15 protein-coding genes are annotated in these 16,239 nt (G+C 68.6%); 2 read left to right on the top strand and 13 right to left on the bottom strand.

The annotated features are described in order from the left end of the window. The first annotated feature begins 30 nt into the window (after positions 1 to 30). Positions 31 to 927, top strand: a complete 897-nt coding sequence (locus ACGFZK_RS03645) for a DUF4436 family protein (RefSeq protein ID WP_393847169.1) — start codon at positions 31 to 33, stop codon at positions 925 to 927. A 119-nt stretch (positions 928 to 1,046) separates the two neighbouring features. On the opposite strand, the gene ACGFZK_RS03640 is transcribed toward ACGFZK_RS03645, so the two are convergent. Further along, on the bottom strand, positions 1,047 to 1,778 hold the full coding sequence (locus ACGFZK_RS03640) for a VOC family protein (protein ID WP_393847168.1): 732 nt from the start codon (positions 1,776 to 1,778) through the stop codon (positions 1,047 to 1,049). A gap of 385 nt (positions 1,779 to 2,163) precedes the next feature. Here ACGFZK_RS03640 and ACGFZK_RS03635 point away from each other — a divergent pair, with 385 nt between their 5' ends. Then, a complete protein-coding gene (locus ACGFZK_RS03635) occupies positions 2,164 to 3,342 on the top strand; it encodes a PucR family transcriptional regulator (RefSeq protein WP_393847167.1) in 1,179 nt (392 codons plus the stop codon). Positions 3,343 to 3,379: 37 nt separating this feature from the next. Here the strand turns inward: ACGFZK_RS03635 and ACGFZK_RS03630 are convergent, their stop codons facing one another. The 12 genes from ACGFZK_RS03630 to ACGFZK_RS03575 all read right to left on the bottom strand — a co-directional run bounded on the left by ACGFZK_RS03630 (position 3,380) and on the right by ACGFZK_RS03575 (position 16,238). Further along, complete coding sequence (locus ACGFZK_RS03630; RefSeq protein WP_393847166.1) at positions 3,380 to 4,990, bottom strand: FAD-dependent monooxygenase; 1,611 nt, start codon at positions 4,988 to 4,990, stop codon at positions 3,380 to 3,382. Between the two features lie 22 nt (positions 4,991 to 5,012). After that, positions 5,013 to 5,561, bottom strand: a complete 549-nt coding sequence (locus ACGFZK_RS03625) for an ACT domain-containing protein (protein ID WP_393847165.1) — start codon at positions 5,559 to 5,561, stop codon at positions 5,013 to 5,015. A gap of 59 nt (positions 5,562 to 5,620) precedes the next feature. After that, complete coding sequence (locus ACGFZK_RS03620; protein ID WP_393847164.1) at positions 5,621 to 6,199, bottom strand: NADPH-dependent FMN reductase; 579 nt, start codon at positions 6,197 to 6,199, stop codon at positions 5,621 to 5,623. Next, positions 6,196 to 8,088 carry an FAD-dependent monooxygenase gene (locus ACGFZK_RS03615; protein WP_393847163.1) on the bottom strand — a complete coding sequence of 631 codons (1,893 nt, stop codon included), beginning with the start codon at positions 8,086 to 8,088 and terminating at the stop codon, positions 6,196 to 6,198. The genes ACGFZK_RS03620 and ACGFZK_RS03615 overlap by 4 nt, the downstream gene beginning before the upstream one ends. Beyond that, positions 8,081 to 9,043, bottom strand: coding sequence for a PQQ-binding-like beta-propeller repeat protein (locus ACGFZK_RS03610; protein ID WP_393847162.1), 963 nt, complete (start codon positions 9,041 to 9,043; stop codon positions 8,081 to 8,083). Before ACGFZK_RS03610 ends, ACGFZK_RS03615 begins: the two co-directional genes overlap by 8 nt. Then, a complete protein-coding gene (locus ACGFZK_RS03605) occupies positions 9,013 to 10,299 on the bottom strand; it encodes a phenylacetate--CoA ligase family protein (protein WP_393847161.1) in 1,287 nt (428 codons plus the stop codon). Before ACGFZK_RS03605 ends, ACGFZK_RS03610 begins: the two co-directional genes overlap by 31 nt. After that, entirely contained in the window at positions 10,296 to 10,799 is a 504-nt protein-coding gene (locus ACGFZK_RS03600) for a hypothetical protein (RefSeq protein WP_393847160.1), read from the bottom strand. The genes ACGFZK_RS03605 and ACGFZK_RS03600 overlap by 4 nt, the downstream gene beginning before the upstream one ends. A gap of 1 nt (position 10,800) precedes the next feature. Further along, entirely contained in the window at positions 10,801 to 12,093 is a 1,293-nt protein-coding gene (locus ACGFZK_RS03595) for a phenylacetate--CoA ligase family protein (protein ID WP_393847159.1), read from the bottom strand. Continuing rightward, complete coding sequence (locus ACGFZK_RS03590; RefSeq protein WP_393847158.1) at positions 12,090 to 12,869, bottom strand: amidohydrolase family protein; 780 nt, start codon at positions 12,867 to 12,869, stop codon at positions 12,090 to 12,092. Before ACGFZK_RS03590 ends, ACGFZK_RS03595 begins: the two co-directional genes overlap by 4 nt. Further along, the gene (locus ACGFZK_RS03585) at positions 12,859 to 14,109 is read right to left on the bottom strand and encodes a 3-dehydroquinate synthase II (protein WP_393847157.1); all 1,251 of its coding nucleotides are present in this window, start codon (positions 14,107 to 14,109) and stop codon (positions 12,859 to 12,861) included. The genes ACGFZK_RS03590 and ACGFZK_RS03585 overlap by 11 nt, the downstream gene beginning before the upstream one ends. A 49-nt stretch (positions 14,110 to 14,158) precedes the next feature. Further along, the gene (locus ACGFZK_RS03580; RefSeq protein WP_393847156.1) at positions 14,159 to 14,980 is read right to left on the bottom strand and encodes a 2-amino-3,7-dideoxy-D-threo-hept-6-ulosonate synthase; all 822 of its coding nucleotides are present in this window, start codon (positions 14,978 to 14,980) and stop codon (positions 14,159 to 14,161) included. A 70-nt stretch (positions 14,981 to 15,050) separates the two neighbouring features. Further along, complete coding sequence (locus ACGFZK_RS03575; RefSeq protein ID WP_393847155.1) at positions 15,051 to 16,238, bottom strand: phenylacetate--CoA ligase family protein; 1,188 nt, start codon at positions 16,236 to 16,238, stop codon at positions 15,051 to 15,053. Position 16,239: the final 1 nt, after the last annotated feature.

Here is a 16,239-nt window from a genome sequence, read left to right as displayed (position 1 = left end):
AGTTTCCCTTCCCGCCCCGTCGGAGTCGCCATGGCCCCCACCTGGGAATCACGTCCTCCGCGTCGCTCGGGAGCCTCGCTGCTGCCGGTCCTGCTTCCCCTCGCGGTCCTGATCGTGGTGGCGGTGGCCCTGGGGTCGTGGCTGCAGTTCACCGAGCGCCAGACGCTCGACACGGTCCACGCGGTCGGATCCCAGGCCGCCGACCGGGTGGACGTGGAGGCCGACGTCCAAAGCGTCGACGCCGCGGCCAGAGAGCTGGCACTGCGGGTCCGGGTCACTGCGCGCGGGACCCTCGGTGAGGACGGCGGGACCGCCCCGGTGTCCGATCTCAGTCTCCAGACCTCCGCGCAGACCCTCGGCGATCTGGAGTTCAAGGCGCACGAGCGGCTCACGATCAGGGATGTGCAGGTCGCGATCACGGATGGATCGATCAGCGACTACCCGTTCGACACCTACGAGACCGACATCGAGTTCTGGGCACAGCTGGACGGCAAGCAGGTGCCGGTGCGGATGCTGTTCTCCAACAACGACACACTCTTCTCGATCTCAGCGACCCCCACCCCGTCCGAGGAAGAGGCTGCCGGCGTGGGGCTGGGGCTGGGGCTGGCCCGATCGGGCAGCCTGCTCGTCTTCGCGGTCTTCATGATGATCGTGATGTGGGCGCTGGCGGCATCCGTGCTCATCGGGGCCTGGTACATGACGACCCGCAGAGAGGGCCTGGTCTGGGCCGCCCTCGGCTGGATGGCCGCCACCCTGTTCGCCCTCTCGGCGTTCCGCAACAACGCTCCCGGCACGCCCCCGATCGGCTGCGTGATGGACTGGTTCGCCTTCCTGTGGGCCGAGACCGTCATCGCCCTCTGCCTGATCGCCGTGGTCATCACCGGCGTCCGCACCGCCCTCCAACACGACGAAACCCATCCCACCTGAAGGCTGTTGCAGAAGGGCTGCCTACTCTCTTCGCCGGGAGGTCCGGGAATGACGGCCCTCCGCTTCCGGCTCCCGACTGCCCCGACCCCACCTCAAACCGTGCTGACGGGCAGGGAGGATCAGTCCGGGAAAACAACCGAGTCCTTGTCGAGGGACAGCCGGAGGGTTTTGCCAGGGGCTTCGATCTCGATCGAGGACAGGCCCTCAGGGGCGGCCTGCTTCAACTGCAGGAAGCCGTCTTGCAGTTCCAACCGGGCCGTCCCGTCTGCGATCTGCACCCGGTCCTCGGGGATTCCGTACACCATCCGGTAGTGCCTGACAGCCGTGGTGAGGTCGGACACCTGGATGGTGGCTGAGCGTAGCCGCATGTCGATGGCTATGTCAGGAAGCTCGGAATGGTACTCGATGACCCACGGCATCAGGTGGTACTGGCCGAAGAACAGTGAGGAGAAGTGGATTTTGGAGCCGTCGGGCTGGGGCACCCAAGTGGAAATAGGGCCACAGTTCTTGACGCCCTCCGGAAGGTTCTCCTGGAGCCCGGCGAGATCGTTGGTGCACAGCGTGGCCGAGAAGATGCCGGAGCCTCGTTCTTCGAGGTACTGGACAAATTTCTGACCGAACGGGGAAAGCGATGCCTGTTCGGGATCCGACACGGCCATGACTTCCAGGAAAGTGCCGTTCAGCGCAACAACTCGGCCCGTGATTCCCGGAATGGTGTGAGTCGGGGCCTCAAAGGTGGCACCCAGTTTTCCTTCTATCTGTGCAACTATTTCGTCCAGATCGCGTACAGCGAAAGTGACATGGTCCAGGAACACTGCGGTTTTCCCCTCGCCTGGCTCCGATGCGGCCACCGCATCCATTCCACTATCGGTTCCGCCGGCCGCTCGTCCCCATGCTCAGTGTCGAAGTGGAGTGGTGGGGCCTGCACACGTGGGAAGCCCTGGGGTGGGCCGGATCCCTGGTCGCTGCCTTCACGAATGGTGGTACAAGGTGTCGCCCGTGCGGGCTCGATGGCCAAGCTTATTCCTGAGTTCGGTAAAGAGAATCCCAAGAGATGCGGGGGAGCGGGTGTGTGATGTACGTCATGTAGATCACGGTGAGGTGGTTCGGAAATCTTCTGGAGCTGGGCTCGCGTGTATGCGAAGTTAGCGTTGTTTCGAATCGGCGCTCCGCACCCAACCCTGCATCCAGCAGGGGTGTCGTGCCGGAGTGTGCTACATGCAACGGGGGATGTTGATGGGCACGCTTGAGCTGTCTCGTGATGACGTACTGAACAGGCTCGTCGGGCGTACGGAGGAAATCGCCCAGGAGATTTGGCTGAAAATTCAACTTTATGTCGAGTGTGGCGACTCTCTCGCCTTCCCTGAAAACCATATGGAGCCTCTCCGTGCGGTCGTCGCCCGGGGGTTGGATCTTTACCGCGAGGGCGGCCGCCTGTCGTCGGAGGATCTCGCACGGTGCGCCGCCGCCGCGGTGCAACTGGCTGAGCGCGGTGAGCGCATCACACCCCTGCTGCACGCCTGGGAGGTGGGCTGCTCCGTAGCCGTCGCGGCGTGCTGGGTTTCGGCACGGCCGGGCGAACAGAGCGACCTGGTGTCGCTGACGCAGTGGGCGTCCACCGCGGTGAAAGAGATCATCGCGGCGATCAGTCTCGCCTATGTGCACGCTCAGAAGCAGGCAGGCCTGGACACCTCGCGCCGGGTCCTCGCGGACCTCATGCTCAACGGCTCCGCAACCGACGAACTCGCGGCCACCGCACACCACGTACTTGCGGAGGAGTACGCAGTGGTCGTCGGCAGCGTCCTCGGCGAGGCCGTACCCGGCGCCGCGACCGTCGCGCGGGCATCGGCGGCGCTGACCAACGGAGACCTCGGGTTAAGCTGCCAAGTGGGCAACCATCTGTGCATCCTCGCCCCGATCCGTTCCCGCCAGAGCACGGTCGAGCGGGCAGCCCAGATCGTGGGGGCGCTCAACGGTGTGGGCATCTCGTTCGCCGCACCCGCAGGCGCGGTTACCGCAGGCCGTACGGAACTCTCGGTGGCCGTCCAGCAGGCCGCCAGACTCGAATCGCTCGCCAACGCCGCCGGGCTCGAGGGCAACATCGTCGAGAGCAATCAGGTGGTCAGCGAGCTCGCCATTTCCCGCGACGGTGAATACCGCCGCGAGCTGATCTCGCTGATCGCCCCGATCGCGGAGACTCCGGATCTCCTCAAGACCCTCCGCACTCTCTACGCGCTGGACCTGGACCGGACGAGGACCGCCCGCCGACTCAACGTTGCACGGCGTACCCTGACCTACCGCCTGGAGAAGATCGAACAACTGACGGGGATCAACCCCGTCCGCACCCGCGGGATCCTGGCGTTCGTGCTCGCGCTCGCCGCCCAGGACCTCGATCAGGCCTTCGCCGTGTTGTAGAGCCCGGCTCGTGCCCGGCCGGTCCGGCGGTCTCTGCTCAGCAGGGACCGCCGGCGGGTGCCCGGCCTGTGAGGGCGAGCATGGCCGCACCCAGCCGGTCACGCGCACCGACGGAGTCCGATGCCGTCCGCCAGCCGATGAAGCCGTCAGGACGGACGAGCACGGCTCCCCCGGGACCGATTCCGTACAACGCCCGGAACGTCCCGTGGACATCCACATAGACGGGACCCTCGCCGGGCGTGCCATCACCGGGCCCCACGATCCGCAGTACGGTCACACCGGGTACCGAGGCCTGCCACAACTCGCCCTGGGCGTCGGTCATCAGGACGAAGCCGTCACCGAACAGGTCAAGCGTGGAGGTTGTCCGTCCCCCGTGGTCCAGCACCACATGGGGGGCCCTGGTTCCAGGACGGCCCGACGGTTCGTGGGGGTTCTCCGCGATCACGGCCTCGCCATCCGCCATGTCGCAGGCGTCCTTGCAGGGAACTGTCGCCCACAGCGACGGGTAGCAGTACCCGAGCTGCACCGTCGCGCGAGACTCGGTGGACGACTGTCCGATCCGCGCCATGGTCTCCTGCACGGTGAAGTCGGCGATCGGTCGACGCTCGGCGTCGTAGGTGTCGAGCAGTGCCGCGCCGGCGGAGCCGTCCAGCACTGCCGCCAGCTTCCAGGCCAGATTGTGTCCGTCCTGGACCCCTGTATTCCCGCCGAACCCGCCGGCCGGAGGCATGGCGTGTGCGGAGTCACCCACCAGGAACACGCGGCCGTCCCGGAACCGGTCGGCGACCAGGGCGGCGCTCTCCCAGGCCATGGCGCTGTGAACGGTGAGATCCAGCTCCGGGTCGTCGGCGGCAGTCCGCACCAGCTCCCGCGTCCGCTCACGCAGCCCCTCCGGGGAGGAGTCGATCCCCTCGAACAGCGGGAAGCCGAGCTGCCACCTGCGCGCCTCGCTGTTGCCGCGGGCGAACAGGAAGGAGCCGGCCCGCTTGACGATCACGGCCATGGCTCGCCGTCCCCTGATCACCGGTTCCAGATCGGCATCGAAAATCGCACTCACCGAGCGACCGAGTGGGCCGGGGCCGTGCCGGCCGATGCCCAGCGACTCCCGCACCGGGCTGCGGATCCCGTCCGCGGCCAGCAGGTAGTCGCAGCGCACGACCGAGGTTGCCGAACCGTCTGCCTGGCGCAGCGTGGCCGTGACCCCGTCCTCGTCCTGGACGAGGCTCTCGAAGCGCGTCCCGAACCGGACCTCGGCGCCCAATTCCCGCGCCCTCGCCAGCACCAGCGGTTCCAGCTGCTGCTGATCGCAGAGGCGCATACCGGTCGGGCTGATGTCGAGCGTCTCGTCGTGATGGTTCCCGGTCGGCGCGTAGTGCGCATCCGCGAGGGTGTCCACCACGACGAAACCGATCGGCCCCGGATCTCCGGCCTTGCGGACGGCCTCCTCGATGCCCACTGAACGGAACAGCTCCATCGAACGAGCCGTCACCAGTCGCGCCCGTGGATGTACCGACGTCCCTGGCCGCTGTTCCACGACCAGACACTCGACGCCCTTCGCAGCAAGGAACAGGGCGGCCGACAGGCCGCTCAGGCTCCCCCCGACGATCAGGACCCGTACCTGTCGTTCAGTGTTGTCTTGGTCTCGCATTCAAGCCCCTCGTCATGACCGATCACGGAGCGGTCCCGTTCCCGCCCTTGACCAACATAACGAAAGGCGGAGGCTGTTGATGGAGCAGCCGGCTCGGCTCGCTCTGCTGGAACGTGGACTTGAGGTGCCAGGCAGCTCGCTCCGCGTCCCGCTCCCGGGTCACCACCGAGATGCACGTGTCCGTGGCGGCGACCATCTCCACGGCGACCTCGGCGTCGCGCAGACACTCGAAGTACCGGGCGATGATCTCCGAGTTGGAGCGCAGGCTGGCACCGACCATGGCGACCCTGCCGATTCCGATGTCCACGCTGACGGACTCGAACCGGATGCCCTTCCGCGCCTGCTCCAGCACAGCCAGCGCCGTCGCCGCATTACTCTCGTGGACGACGAAGGACAAATCGTTGCGGCCGCCGGGCGCGGTGGTGTTCTGTGCCATGTCCGACTTGACGTCGGAATCGGCCAGACACCGGAAGACCTCCGCCGCGATGCCCGGCCGGGTCGGCGCGCCGGCGACCGTCACCCGTGCCACGTGGATGTCGTGGCACACACCGTAGATGATGGGGTGCTCCATCGAGAGCCTCCTGTCGTTGCACCAGCCTGACCCCTTGGCCCACGGCCGCTGCTGCTCCATTACCTGGACAGCGGCCGTGCCGCTGTCCAGGCCCGTGCGAAACCGGTCACCTCGATACCCATCGCGTCCAGCTGCGCCGCCGTACGGTCGTCCGGGCTGCCCGACAGGTCGGTCGGAGCAGCGCCGATCACCACCCCGAGCGGCGTCGGCCAGCCGCGCAGCGCGTGCACGATGTCCCGCAGGCTGCGCAGCGCAGCGGCCGGGCCCTGCGGCCCCGACCCCACTCCGATGCAGCCGACCACACGTTGCTCCAGATACGGACGGGAGTCCTCGCGCAGGTCCTCGAAGTAGTCCAGCGCGTTCTTCACCAGTCCCGAGACCGCGCCGTGGTAGGCGGGCGACGCGATCAGCAGGGCGTCGGCCCGGCGTACGGCCTCCAGAAGGCGCTGGGCCCGCACGTCGCGGACGCGCGACGAAGGGTCGTACAGCGGCAGTCTCAGCTGCTCCCCGACGAAGAACTCCGCCTCGGCGCCGGCGGCGACCGCCGCGGCGGCCGATCGCCGCAGGGCCGTCTCTGTCCGCGACGGGCGTCCCGCAGGCCCGATGCTGCCGCCGATCGCGACCAGCCGTACGCTCATTCCTTGTAACCGACCGCGAGCCCGTCCCCGAGCGGGATCAGGGTGGTGAACAGCGATTCCTCGGCGAGCATGGCATCCACTGTCTCGCCGATCGCGCGGCCCAACGGGTCACGCGTGTAGCCGGTCAGCGCGTCTCCGTTCCAGAAGATGTTGTCGGCGACGAACAGACCGCCGTTGACCAGTCGCGGGAGGGCCGTGGCGAACACTTCGGGATAGAGGCGCTTGTCGATGTCGCACAGAATGAGGTCGAAGTCGCCGTCGACCGCGCGGAAGGACTCCAGTGCATCCCCGACCAAGAGCTCGACCCGGTCCGAGACGCCCGCCTTCTCGATGAACGACGCGGCCTTGGCGGCGAGCTCCGGATCGGACTCGGTGTAGTAGACCTTGCCCTCGGGCCCCACGGCCCGCGCCAACCAGATGGTGGAGAAGCCCACCGCCGAGCCGAACTCGAACACCCGCTTGGCGCCGGAGATCTTCGCCAGCTGCCACAGGAGTCGACCGGACAGCGGCCCGATGATCGGTACGTTCTTCTCCCAGGCGTACATACCGATCTCGGTCATCACCGGATCGTTCTTGGGGGCCTTCTTCCATGCCCAGTTGAGTGCCGCATCGTAGCGGAAGTCGAACCGGTAGATCTCGGTCGGGATCAGCGACGGGTCGAACGCCCCCGGGCCCCGGCCCGAGTTCGCCGCCGGGGCGGCGGGGGCTCCCTGCCAGGCGCTCGGGCCGAGCGCCATCGACCGGAACATCTGCCGCAGTCCGGCGGCGACCGCCTCGGCTGCGGGACCGCCCGAACCGGTGGTGTCCGGTGCCGCCGCCTGTGTCTGGAACGCGGCGATGCTCTCCACCAGGGGACGGCGCTCCGTCTCGTACTCGGCCAGCGAACCGGCAGAGAGGTCCTGCTCGGCCAGGGCCCGTACGGCCGTCCGGGCCGCGGCCTGGGCGTCGTACAGCGCCAGGTTCATGTTCTGGCCGCCGAAGGTGGTCAGGCTGTGTGCGGTACTGCCGATCAGCATCACGCCGTCCGCCACCCACGTTTCCGCGATGTGCCCGGGGAAGGCGTGGTGGCGCACGTCCTCCCAGCTCCTGATCCCCTCCAGGGCGGGACGCAGCCGGGGCTCCACCGAGAGGATCCGGTCCAGCAGTGCGTCGAGTCCCTGAGCCCTGACCTCCTCGAAGGAGCCGCTGCGGATCCCCCACAGGACGCTGAGCTCGTCGGGGGAGTAGGCGGCCAGGCCCAGATAACGGTTGTCACTGGCACGGTAGTTGCTCAGCACGGAGGGCCAGCCGTCCGGACGCGGGGCGAGGAACGTGATCGCCTCGTAGTCCCAGGTCGCGGGCTGTACCGAGATCCCGGCCAGGGCGCGCGTGGGCGAGCCCTCGCCGTCGGCGGCCACCAGGAGGCGGCACTCCACGGCGCGCTCGGTGCCGTCCTGGGTGAAGGACACGCCGTTGAGGGTGCCGTACGCGTCCTTGAGCAGGGCGCCGACAGCGGCCCCGTCGAAGATCTCGAAGTCCGGGTGCCCGACGAGCTCGTCGAGGAACGCGTGCTGCATGACCCGGTACGGCACGCCGAGGCCATGGCCGAACGGGCTGTCCTCGATGTCGGCGTAGCGCAGCGCGGCGATGCGGTCGCCGTCGACGTAGTAGTCGTACCCATCGAGGCGGTGCGTCTGTGCCTCCACTGCCGGGCGGACCCCCAGGGAGTCCAGCACCTTGATGGCTCCCGGCTGGATCAGCATGGTCTGGCGCTTGCCGGAGCGGTCGGTCTCGCGGTCCACCACGGCGACGCTGTGTCCGGCGTCGATCAGGGCCTTCGCGAAGGCGAGGCCGTGGGGCCCGGCGCCGACGACGCAGACGTCCACCTTCGATGCGAGGTAGTCAGACATGGATGGTGCTCCTTTGGTCGCAAGTCAGGAAGTAGAGGAGTCCGTCGGCCGAACCCGCGGTGAGCCGGCTGTCGTCTCGGGCGACGCACAGAACGGTGTGACCAGCCTGATGGCGCCCCAGTTCACGGCCGTCGCGGTCCAGGAGGTAGAGGTGGTGGTCGGCCGAGGCCACGGCGACGGTGTCCGCTCGCACGTCCACCCCCTTGACCCAGGATCCCGTGGTGAAGCGCCAGAGCTCGGTGAGCGCGGAGTCGTACGAGCGCAGCGTCCCGTCCACGCAGGCGGCGAGCAGCTCGCTGCCACCTGCGCGGACGGTCATGCGGACGGCGTGGGTGGCCCGGCGCTGCACGACCGTGCCCGACAGGTCGAGGACGGCCAGGGACCCCTCGGCGGTCCCCACGGCGTAGCCGCCGTCGACCGCCGTGCATCCGTACACCGGGTAGGGCTCGGTGTACCGCCAGAGCAGTTCCCCGGTCGCTGCCGCGCGGCAGCTGACGGAGCCCTCGGTGCTCGGCGTGGCCACGAGGCCGTACCCGAGACAGATGTCCCAGGCCGAGGGACCGGACTCGGTCCACAGCGGCTTGAGCTGCTGATCGACCAGGGCGACCGAGCCGTTGCGGTCGACTGCCACGAACCCGCCTGCGTCGCCGGCCAGCCGCCACCCGCCGACCCCGTCGCGCCGCTCCAACACCTCGCCCCGCCCGGAGACGAGTACGAGACTCCCCGCTTCCAGGGACAGCAGCCAGCCGTCCGGATGGGCTGCGAGATCGGTGATGGCGCTGTCGAAGCCGATCACGAGGTCCGGTCCGGTGCTGCCCCAGGTACCCAGTGCCAGGCGGCCGGGTGCGGCGGCTGCCGCGACCTGTTCCTCGCGCAGCCGCACGGTGGTGACCCAGCCGTCGAGCCGCCAGGTGTTCCGGACGGTCAGCTCCGCACCACGTGGGTGAGTTTCCAATTCTTGAAGCCTCCTCCCCGCTTGGTGAGTTCGTTGAAGTCGAAGGACAGCTCGATCTCCAGGGGCAGGTCCCGCGCGAGCAGTGCGGCCTCGGCGAGTCGGGTGATCTCGGCGCACCTGGCCGGGTCCTGGTGGTCGCGCTCCACCTCCAGGCAGAGCAGAGGCCGGCCGTCGTCCTCGAACCGGATGCAGTAGCCGAGCAGACCGGGGATCGCGAAGACGATCTCCTCGACGTCGTACGGGCGAAGCCGGCGGCCGGCGATCTCCAGTTCGTCGGTGACCCGGCCCAGCACCTCCACCACTGGCAGGCCGAGACCGCACGGACAGTCGCCGGGCAGGCGTCGGACCAGGTCGCCGGTGCGGTACCGGAGCAGCGGCCGGGCGTCGGCGGTGAGCGTGGTCACCACGAGCTCAGCGGTCTCCGCGGTGGTGGGGGACCCCGTATGCGGGTCCACCCACTCGAAGTGGTACATGTGCTCCAGCAGGTGCATGCGCTTCTCGGGGCACGAGGTGGAGCAGGTTCCCATCTCGGAAGAGCCGTAGGAGTTGATGTAGACCTGCGCGTTCCACATCCGCTCCAGCATGCCCCGCATGGGTTCCGTGAGCAGTTCACCCAGGAGCAGGATGGTGCGGATGCCGAAGGCGGTCGGGTCCAGGCCACGGTTCTTGAGCTCCGCGTAGAAGTGCAGGCTCAGGCCCGGAGTGGTGAGGACCGTGGTGATACCGGTCTCCCGGCATATCCGCACGATCTGGTCCCATCCGGAGACACCCCGGGTGAAGGGGAACGCACGGACGCTGAAGACGTCCATCGCCTCCAGGCCGTAGACCATGGCGTCGGCGACCGGCGCGATGTCGGAGGGGACGAGCAGGATCGCCTTGTCCTCGCGAGGCCGCAGGATCCGCCGCCAGTTCAGCAGCAGCCCCTCGGTGTTGGCCGCGATGTCCTTCTTGGTCTTGGGCGTCGGCGTGGGTGTGCCGGTCGTCCCCGAGGACTCGTAGTAGCGGACGGTCTCGGCCAGGGGTACGGACAGGAAGCGCAGCCCCGCCTCGCGCAGCTGCGCCTTGTCCGTGAACGGCAGCCGTTGCAGGAGACCGAAGTCGGCGCTCTGTAACGCCTCGGTGCCGAGGCCCGCGAGCACGGGGGCGTAGTACGGCGACTTCGCGGCCTGGGCCAGGGTGGTGCGCAGCAGCCGCAGCCGCTCGGTTCCGCTCAGGCCGCCGGGGACGTCGTGGCGGGCCGCGGTGGCCGAGGTCATGCCGCCTCCGCTGCCGGTGCCGGGTTCCGGGTGAAGCACCAGGTGCAGCCGCCCGGCTTGAGCTCGAACGTCGCCGTGAGGTTCTGCTTGGCCGCGATGGACGACTGGAGCTTCGTGCAGTACTCGCGGCACGGGTCGTCGAAGGTGAGCTCGATGCCCAGCTTCGCGGCGCTCTGCCGGTAGGAGAGGATGCCGCAGTCCGCGATGTCCACCTCGGACCTGTCGGCCGATGCAGTGCGCACGGTCACCTCCGAGCCCCAGCAGTCTCCCAGGATCCGGGACAGGTTCTCGGTGAAGGGGATGGCCCCCTCGGTCTTGTAGCGGTCCGACTGCTTCGCGGTGGCCTCTGCCGAGAAGTCGATCCACTCGTCGATGGCGCCGTAGCCGTAGTTGGAGACCATGTAGCGCTCCATGCCGGCCTGGGCGCGGAAGTACATCGCCTTCCACATCTCGGCCTTTGCCTCGGCCGTCATCGTCGGCCGGCTGTTGATGTCCGTCACGTCAGTTCTCCTGGGAAGATCCGGTGTAGTCGAGGCCGCGTCCGCCCTGGCCGCGCGTGCGCAGGTAGACGGGCTTGAACATGGCTTCCTGCTCGGCCTGCCGGTCGAGCGTCATGCCGGTGCCGGGCGGGACCACGCTGATCGCGGAGCGCATCCCGAGCCGGTCTTGAAGCGCGGCGGCCAGGCCCTCGGTGCGCCGGCGGACCTCGGCCGAGCCGGAGTCCGTGGCCTCCAGGACCAGCGTCAGGAGGTCGTCGTCCACCTCGCCGGACCAGAAGACCGGTTCGCAGCCGAACAGCGCCCCGTACACGACGTCTTCGACGTCGATCGGGAACAGGCTCCGCCCGCGTACGGTGAACCGGTCTGCGGCCCGGCCGTGGACCAGCACCCGGGGACGGTCGCTGCCGCACCGGCACCCGGCCCCGTCCGACACGGTCACGATGTCGCCCATCCGGTACCGCACGATCGGCATGGCCCGGCGGTGGTACGAGGTGACCACCAGCTCGCCCGTGCCGTACGGGGAGCAGTGCCCGGTAGCCTCGTCCAGGACCTCGAAGAGGAAGCGGTCAGACCACAGGTGCAGGGAGCCGGCGGCGCATGCGCCGCCCAGGGTGGTGGTCTCCGTCGAGCCGTAGTCGGGGTAGAGGGTGATGGACCAGAGCTCCTCCAGGAAGCGCTTCTTGGCGGCGCTGAGCACCTCGCCGTTGACGACGGCGGCCCGCAGTTCCGGGAAGTCCTTCGCGGGGTCGAGGCCGGCGCCGAGAGCGCGCCGGGCGAAGAGCATCAGCTCCACCGGCATGCAGTAGGCGACCGTCACCCGGTAGTCGCGGAGCAGCCGCAGGGCACGGCTGTAGGGCATCAGCTCGGTCCGGTTGCCGGCCGGGATGACGGTGGCACCTGCCCGCTGAGCGGCCCCGTGCATCTGGTGGGCGGTGGTGAGCATCGAGTACGGGGTCTTGACGAGCACGACGTCACGCTCGGAGAGCCCGACGCCGTTGAACAGCATCCGGTCCAGCCACTCGTCGATGTCGCCCCGGGTGAAGTACGCCGGCGTGGGTTCCCCGGTCGTGCCGCTGGACTCGTGGACGACGGCGACCTCGGCGGGGTCGACGGCGAGCAGGCCGTCGGGGTAGGCGAGCCGCAGGTCGTCCTTCGTGGTGAAGGGCAGCCGGCTGAACAGCCCGTCCGACCAGGAGGTCGGATCGATCCCCGTGGCCTGGTACTTCGCCCGCAGATACGGTGCGTTGAGATACGCGTGGGCCACGATGGCAGCCGTCGCGTCGTGGTCCGTCATGCGCTTGCTCCCTTCCCTGCGGTGGTGACGCGCCGGATGTTGCCGCCGAGCACGGCAGGCAGATGAACCTCGGCCACGGCCAGCGCGAGCTTGGTCAGCTCGACTCGGGGGTGCTGGATGGGGAACTCCGAACCGAACACGACGCGTTCGGGTCCGAGCGTCTCCACCGCGTCCTTGATCACGAAGTCGAAACCGCCGGACGTCTCGAACAGCACGTTCCGCGTGTCCCGGATCTCCTGGGCGGCGTCCAGATCGAAGTTGCCGCGCCCCGCGTGACCCAGGATGAACGTCACCCCGGGGTTGCGGCGCGCCAGTCGGGCGTACGCCTCGACGGAGAGGGCGCCGTTGCCGATGCAGTGTGAGTACACGGGCAGCCCCCGTTCCGCCGCGACGTCGACGTACGACTGCACCCGTGGGTCAAGATGGCCGATGCCGTGCACACCCGGGGCGAACTTGATCCCGGCGCACTTCCCGACCAGACGGTCGTCCGCCTCGTCGGCCGCCCGGTGCGGATTGACGAAGCAGAAGGCGGCCAGCGAAGACTCGTCCCGGATCGCCTCCAGCAGCCCGGCGTTGTCGGCGTCGACGTCCCGACCCGGGCCCTCCGTCACGATGGTGTGGGACAGCTCGGCGGGGGAGACGACGCCCCCGGCGACCAGGAACGCCGCGGAGATGCGCTCCGCCGCCATGGTGGCGAGCAGGCGCGGCACGAGAGCCGGGTTGGCGTGGGCGTGGGCGTCGATCACGTCCACGCCGTCCCAGGGATCACTGCTCAATGATCAGCTCATCCACTTTGACGCCCACGTGCCGGCCCGGCTCCTGGGTGAAGCCGAAGAGCTCGTCGCCCGGCTTGAGCTCGGTGATGTTGCGCGGCTTGGAGTCGGTGCCGAAGACGCGGACGTGCCAGTCCTCCTGCATGATCGTGGTGATCCTGGTGCCGTCAGCCGCCTCCGCGGTGATCTGCAGCATGGGGCGCCGCTCGATCTTGACGCGCCCGACGGTGACCGGCCGCGCGGTGCCGTCGGTGCGGACCGCGAGGACTTCCATGCCCGCGCGCAGGTCGGACAGGTACCACGTGCGGTTGTCCGGGGCGAGCACGTACATCTGCAGGGCGCCCGCGTTGACGCGGAACGGGCGCGTGGGCATGTACGGCAGCGGGTGCGTCTCACTGGTGGCGAGGATGCCGCCGCCGGAGAAGCAGCCGAGGAGCACGCCCTCGTCGAGTCCGAGGTACGAGGTGAAGTCGAGGCACGCCCGGTCGCCCATGCCCACGTGCTTGGTCTCCAGGACGGTCAGCTTCTGCAGCTGCTGGCCATGCGTGCGCTGCGCGGCGACGAGGACCTCGTGCAGGCGGTGTACCGCGGTGAGGTCGTCGACCTCGACGAGGACGCCGTCGGCGCCGATCTCCAGGACCCCGAAAACCACATTGGCCTCGACGCTGTCCTGCACCCCCATCACGGTCTGGCAACCGTGGTTCTGCGCGTCGGCGAGGACGATCTCCAGCGGGATCTTGGTGGAGTCCTTGAAGGTGACGAGCAGCAGCTTGACCAGGCGCGTCATCTCGACGGCGCGTTCCAGCGAACGGGGGTCGACGACATCGACCGCGGCGCCGACCGTGATGCCGATCCTCGCCTCGTTCTCGACGAACCAGTTGCTCGCCACGACATCCGCGTCCAGGACGAGTACGTCGTAGTCCTTGCGGATCTTCTCGAGCTTCTCCGGCGAGGGAACGCCGGAGAAGAGCTTGACCTTCCGCAGGCCCGAGGGCACCAGGGCGAGCTGCTCCTCGTCCACGACCACGGCGCCGCCGGCGTGCAGGCGCCGTACCGCCTCGAAGATCTCGGCGGTGTCGGGCCGACCGGCGGACTTGCGGAAGTCGTGCCAGGTGTACTTCTCCCCGGGAGGGAGTGGCGCCTGCACCGGGGCCGGCTCCGGTGCGGCCGTCTTCTTGTGCGGTTCCTGCGTCCGCTGCTTGGCGGAAGCGGCCTTGGGCTTGTCCTCGATGACGTCAGTCATTGTTCGCCTTCTGTTCGATCAGCGGAATGTGAGGAGTGCGGCGTGGCACTCAGACGGCGGCGAGCTGCCGGGTCGCGAGGTGGTCCTGATAGGCGTCGTAGGCGCGGTCCGCGGACCAGCCCTGGTGGACCAGCAGTCCGAGGTGGCGGGTCAGGACGGTCGCGTCGGGTGACTCGAAGATGTTGCGGCCCATCGACACGCCCGCCGCCCCGGCGCCGAGCGCCTCGGCCACGGTCGTGAAGAGCTTGCGGACGTCCCCGTGCGCGGCCCCGCCCGCGATCAGGACGGGAACCGGGCATCCCGCGACGACCTCGGAAAAGGTGTGGGGGTCCCCGGTGTAGTGGCACTTGACGAGATCGGCACCGAGCTCGGCGGCCATACGGGCGGCGTGGCCCACCTTCACGGGGTCGTACTCGTCCTCCGGGGAACTGCGGACGTAGACCATCGCCAGCAGGGGTACGCCCCACAGGGCGCATTCCTCGGCGATCTTGGCCGTGTCCACGATCTGCTCCGGCTCCGTCTCGGTGCCGGCGTTGATGTGCAGGCTCACCGCGTCCGCGCCGAGCCGTACCGCCTCGGCCACCGTGCAGACCGCCACCTTGCGGTTGAGGTGGCCGCCCAGCGAGGTCGAGGCGCTCATGTGCACGATCAGCGCCGTTTCCGGGCGGAGGCCCTTCTGTACGGTGGGCACCAGGCCCTTGTGCACGACGATCCCGTTGGCGCCCCCGTCGGATACCTGTCCGACCGTTGCGGCGATGTCACGGAGACCTGTGGTCGCGCCCACACTGATGCCGTGGTCCATCGGGACGATCAGCGACCGTCCGGATGCGGACATCAGCCGGCGCGCGCGCAGACTCTTCCCCTCGTTCACAGCTGGTTCCCCTCGTTGTTGCGCGGTTTCGGGGTGCCGAAACCGCGGGATCCTTTGTCACTGACCGCTCTCATCGCGCGGTGGCGCGTTCTGCGGCCGGGTCGAAGAGCCGCTCGACCGGGAGGAGCTTGCCCGAGGCAGGGGGTACGAGGGCGTCGACCAGGCGGACCTCCACAGAGGCGCCCTCGCCGAAGACCGGCGCGACGCGCTGGGCCACCCGCTCGGCCAGGTCCGGTGTGCTGTCCGGCAGCGGCACCACGGAGACCGTCACCCGGTCCGGGGTTTCCTGCACCAGTCGGAAGCGCCTGACCCCGCTGATGGTCTCGAACATCTCCATGAAGACTCCCTGCGGCACCGGGGCCAGGCCGGTCCCCGAACGCCGGTAGAGCAGGGTGTTCTCCCGGCCCAGCAGTTCCTTGACCACCGGAAGGCTGCGGCCGCACGCGCAACGCTCCGTACTCACCGACATCAGGTCACCGAGTCTGTAGCGGATGACCGGTAGGCTGCGGTGCCAGAAGGTGCTGATGACGATCGAGCCGAACTCGCCGTCAGCCACCGGCCGGTTGTCCTCGTCGAGGATCTCGATGCGCATGCAGTCCGTGTTGAGGTGCATCGAGCCCTGCTCGCACGTCCAGCCGATGTAGCCGGTGTCCGTGGAGCCGTACAGGTCGAAGATGCGGACGCCATCGAAGGCGGCGAGGGCCCGCTGCTGTACGTCGCGCTCCAGCGTCGCACCCGTGTTGATCAGGGCGAGCGGGCGCCAGGCGAAGTCCGGGTGGGACTCCTTGTACTCGGTGAGCATGCGCAGCGTCGAACCGAAACAGGTGAGGATCTGGGGATTGAAGTCCGCCAGCTCCGCGGCCGTCTCCTCGACGGTCACCGCACGGCCCTCCCGGAGGACGGGGATCATGCGGAAGAACTCCGGCGGCAGATGCTGCTGCATCTTGTACCCGATCATGTGGGCGCCGGTCACGATGATGGCCGCCGACCGCAGCGGTCCGCCAGGAGTGATCGAGGCGAGGACCGCCCGCATGAACCGGAAGTACTGGGCCCGGATGTGCGCCTGTTCCTGCGGGTCGTAGACGAAGTATCCGGGTTTGCCTGAGGTTCCTGCGGTGCTGACCACCAGAAGGTCCGCGTTATTGAAAGGCCTGTCGACCAGGGACCGGTCGGACAGGTAGCGCTCGACCTCGGTGAACGGGATGTCGTTGCGCGTCCTGATCTCGTCGAAGTGCTTGAGCATGACGGACTTGTCCATC

Origin of the sequence: Streptomyces sp. NPDC048257 (genome assembly GCF_043201855.1) — a bacterium.
GTDB lineage: Bacteria > Actinomycetota > Actinomycetes > Streptomycetales > Streptomycetaceae > Streptomyces.
The sequence above is the reverse complement of the archived record's forward strand: the minus strand, read 5'-3'. Positions and strand labels throughout refer to the sequence as shown.

Bases quoted from the DNA above. Each gene is read 5' to 3' on its own strand.
- ACGFZK_RS03645 (WP_393847169.1), top strand. From the start codon at position 31: ATGGCCCCCACCTGGGAATCACGTCCTCCGCGTCGCTCGGGAGCCTCG.
- ACGFZK_RS03635 (WP_393847167.1), top strand. From the start codon at position 2,164: ATGGGCACGCTTGAGCTGTCTCGTGATGACGTACTGAACAGGCTCGTC.
- ACGFZK_RS03630 (WP_393847166.1), bottom strand. From the start codon at position 4,990: ATGCGAGACCAAGACAACACTGAACGACAGGTACGGGTCCTGATCGTC.
- ACGFZK_RS03625 (WP_393847165.1), bottom strand. From the start codon at position 5,561: ATGGAGCACCCCATCATCTACGGTGTGTGCCACGACATCCACGTGGCA.
- ACGFZK_RS03620 (WP_393847164.1), bottom strand. From the start codon at position 6,199: ATGAGCGTACGGCTGGTCGCGATCGGCGGCAGCATCGGGCCTGCGGGA.
- ACGFZK_RS03615 (WP_393847163.1), bottom strand. From the start codon at position 8,088: ATGTCTGACTACCTCGCATCGAAGGTGGACGTCTGCGTCGTCGGCGCC.
- ACGFZK_RS03605 (WP_393847161.1), bottom strand. From the start codon at position 10,299: ATGACCTCGGCCACCGCGGCCCGCCACGACGTCCCCGGCGGCCTGAGC.
- ACGFZK_RS03595 (WP_393847159.1), bottom strand. From the start codon at position 12,093: ATGACGGACCACGACGCGACGGCTGCCATCGTGGCCCACGCGTATCTC.
- ACGFZK_RS03585 (WP_393847157.1), bottom strand. From the start codon at position 14,109: ATGACTGACGTCATCGAGGACAAGCCCAAGGCCGCTTCCGCCAAGCAG.
- ACGFZK_RS03575 (WP_393847155.1), bottom strand. From the start codon at position 16,238: ATGGACAAGTCCGTCATGCTCAAGCACTTCGACGAGATCAGGACGCGC.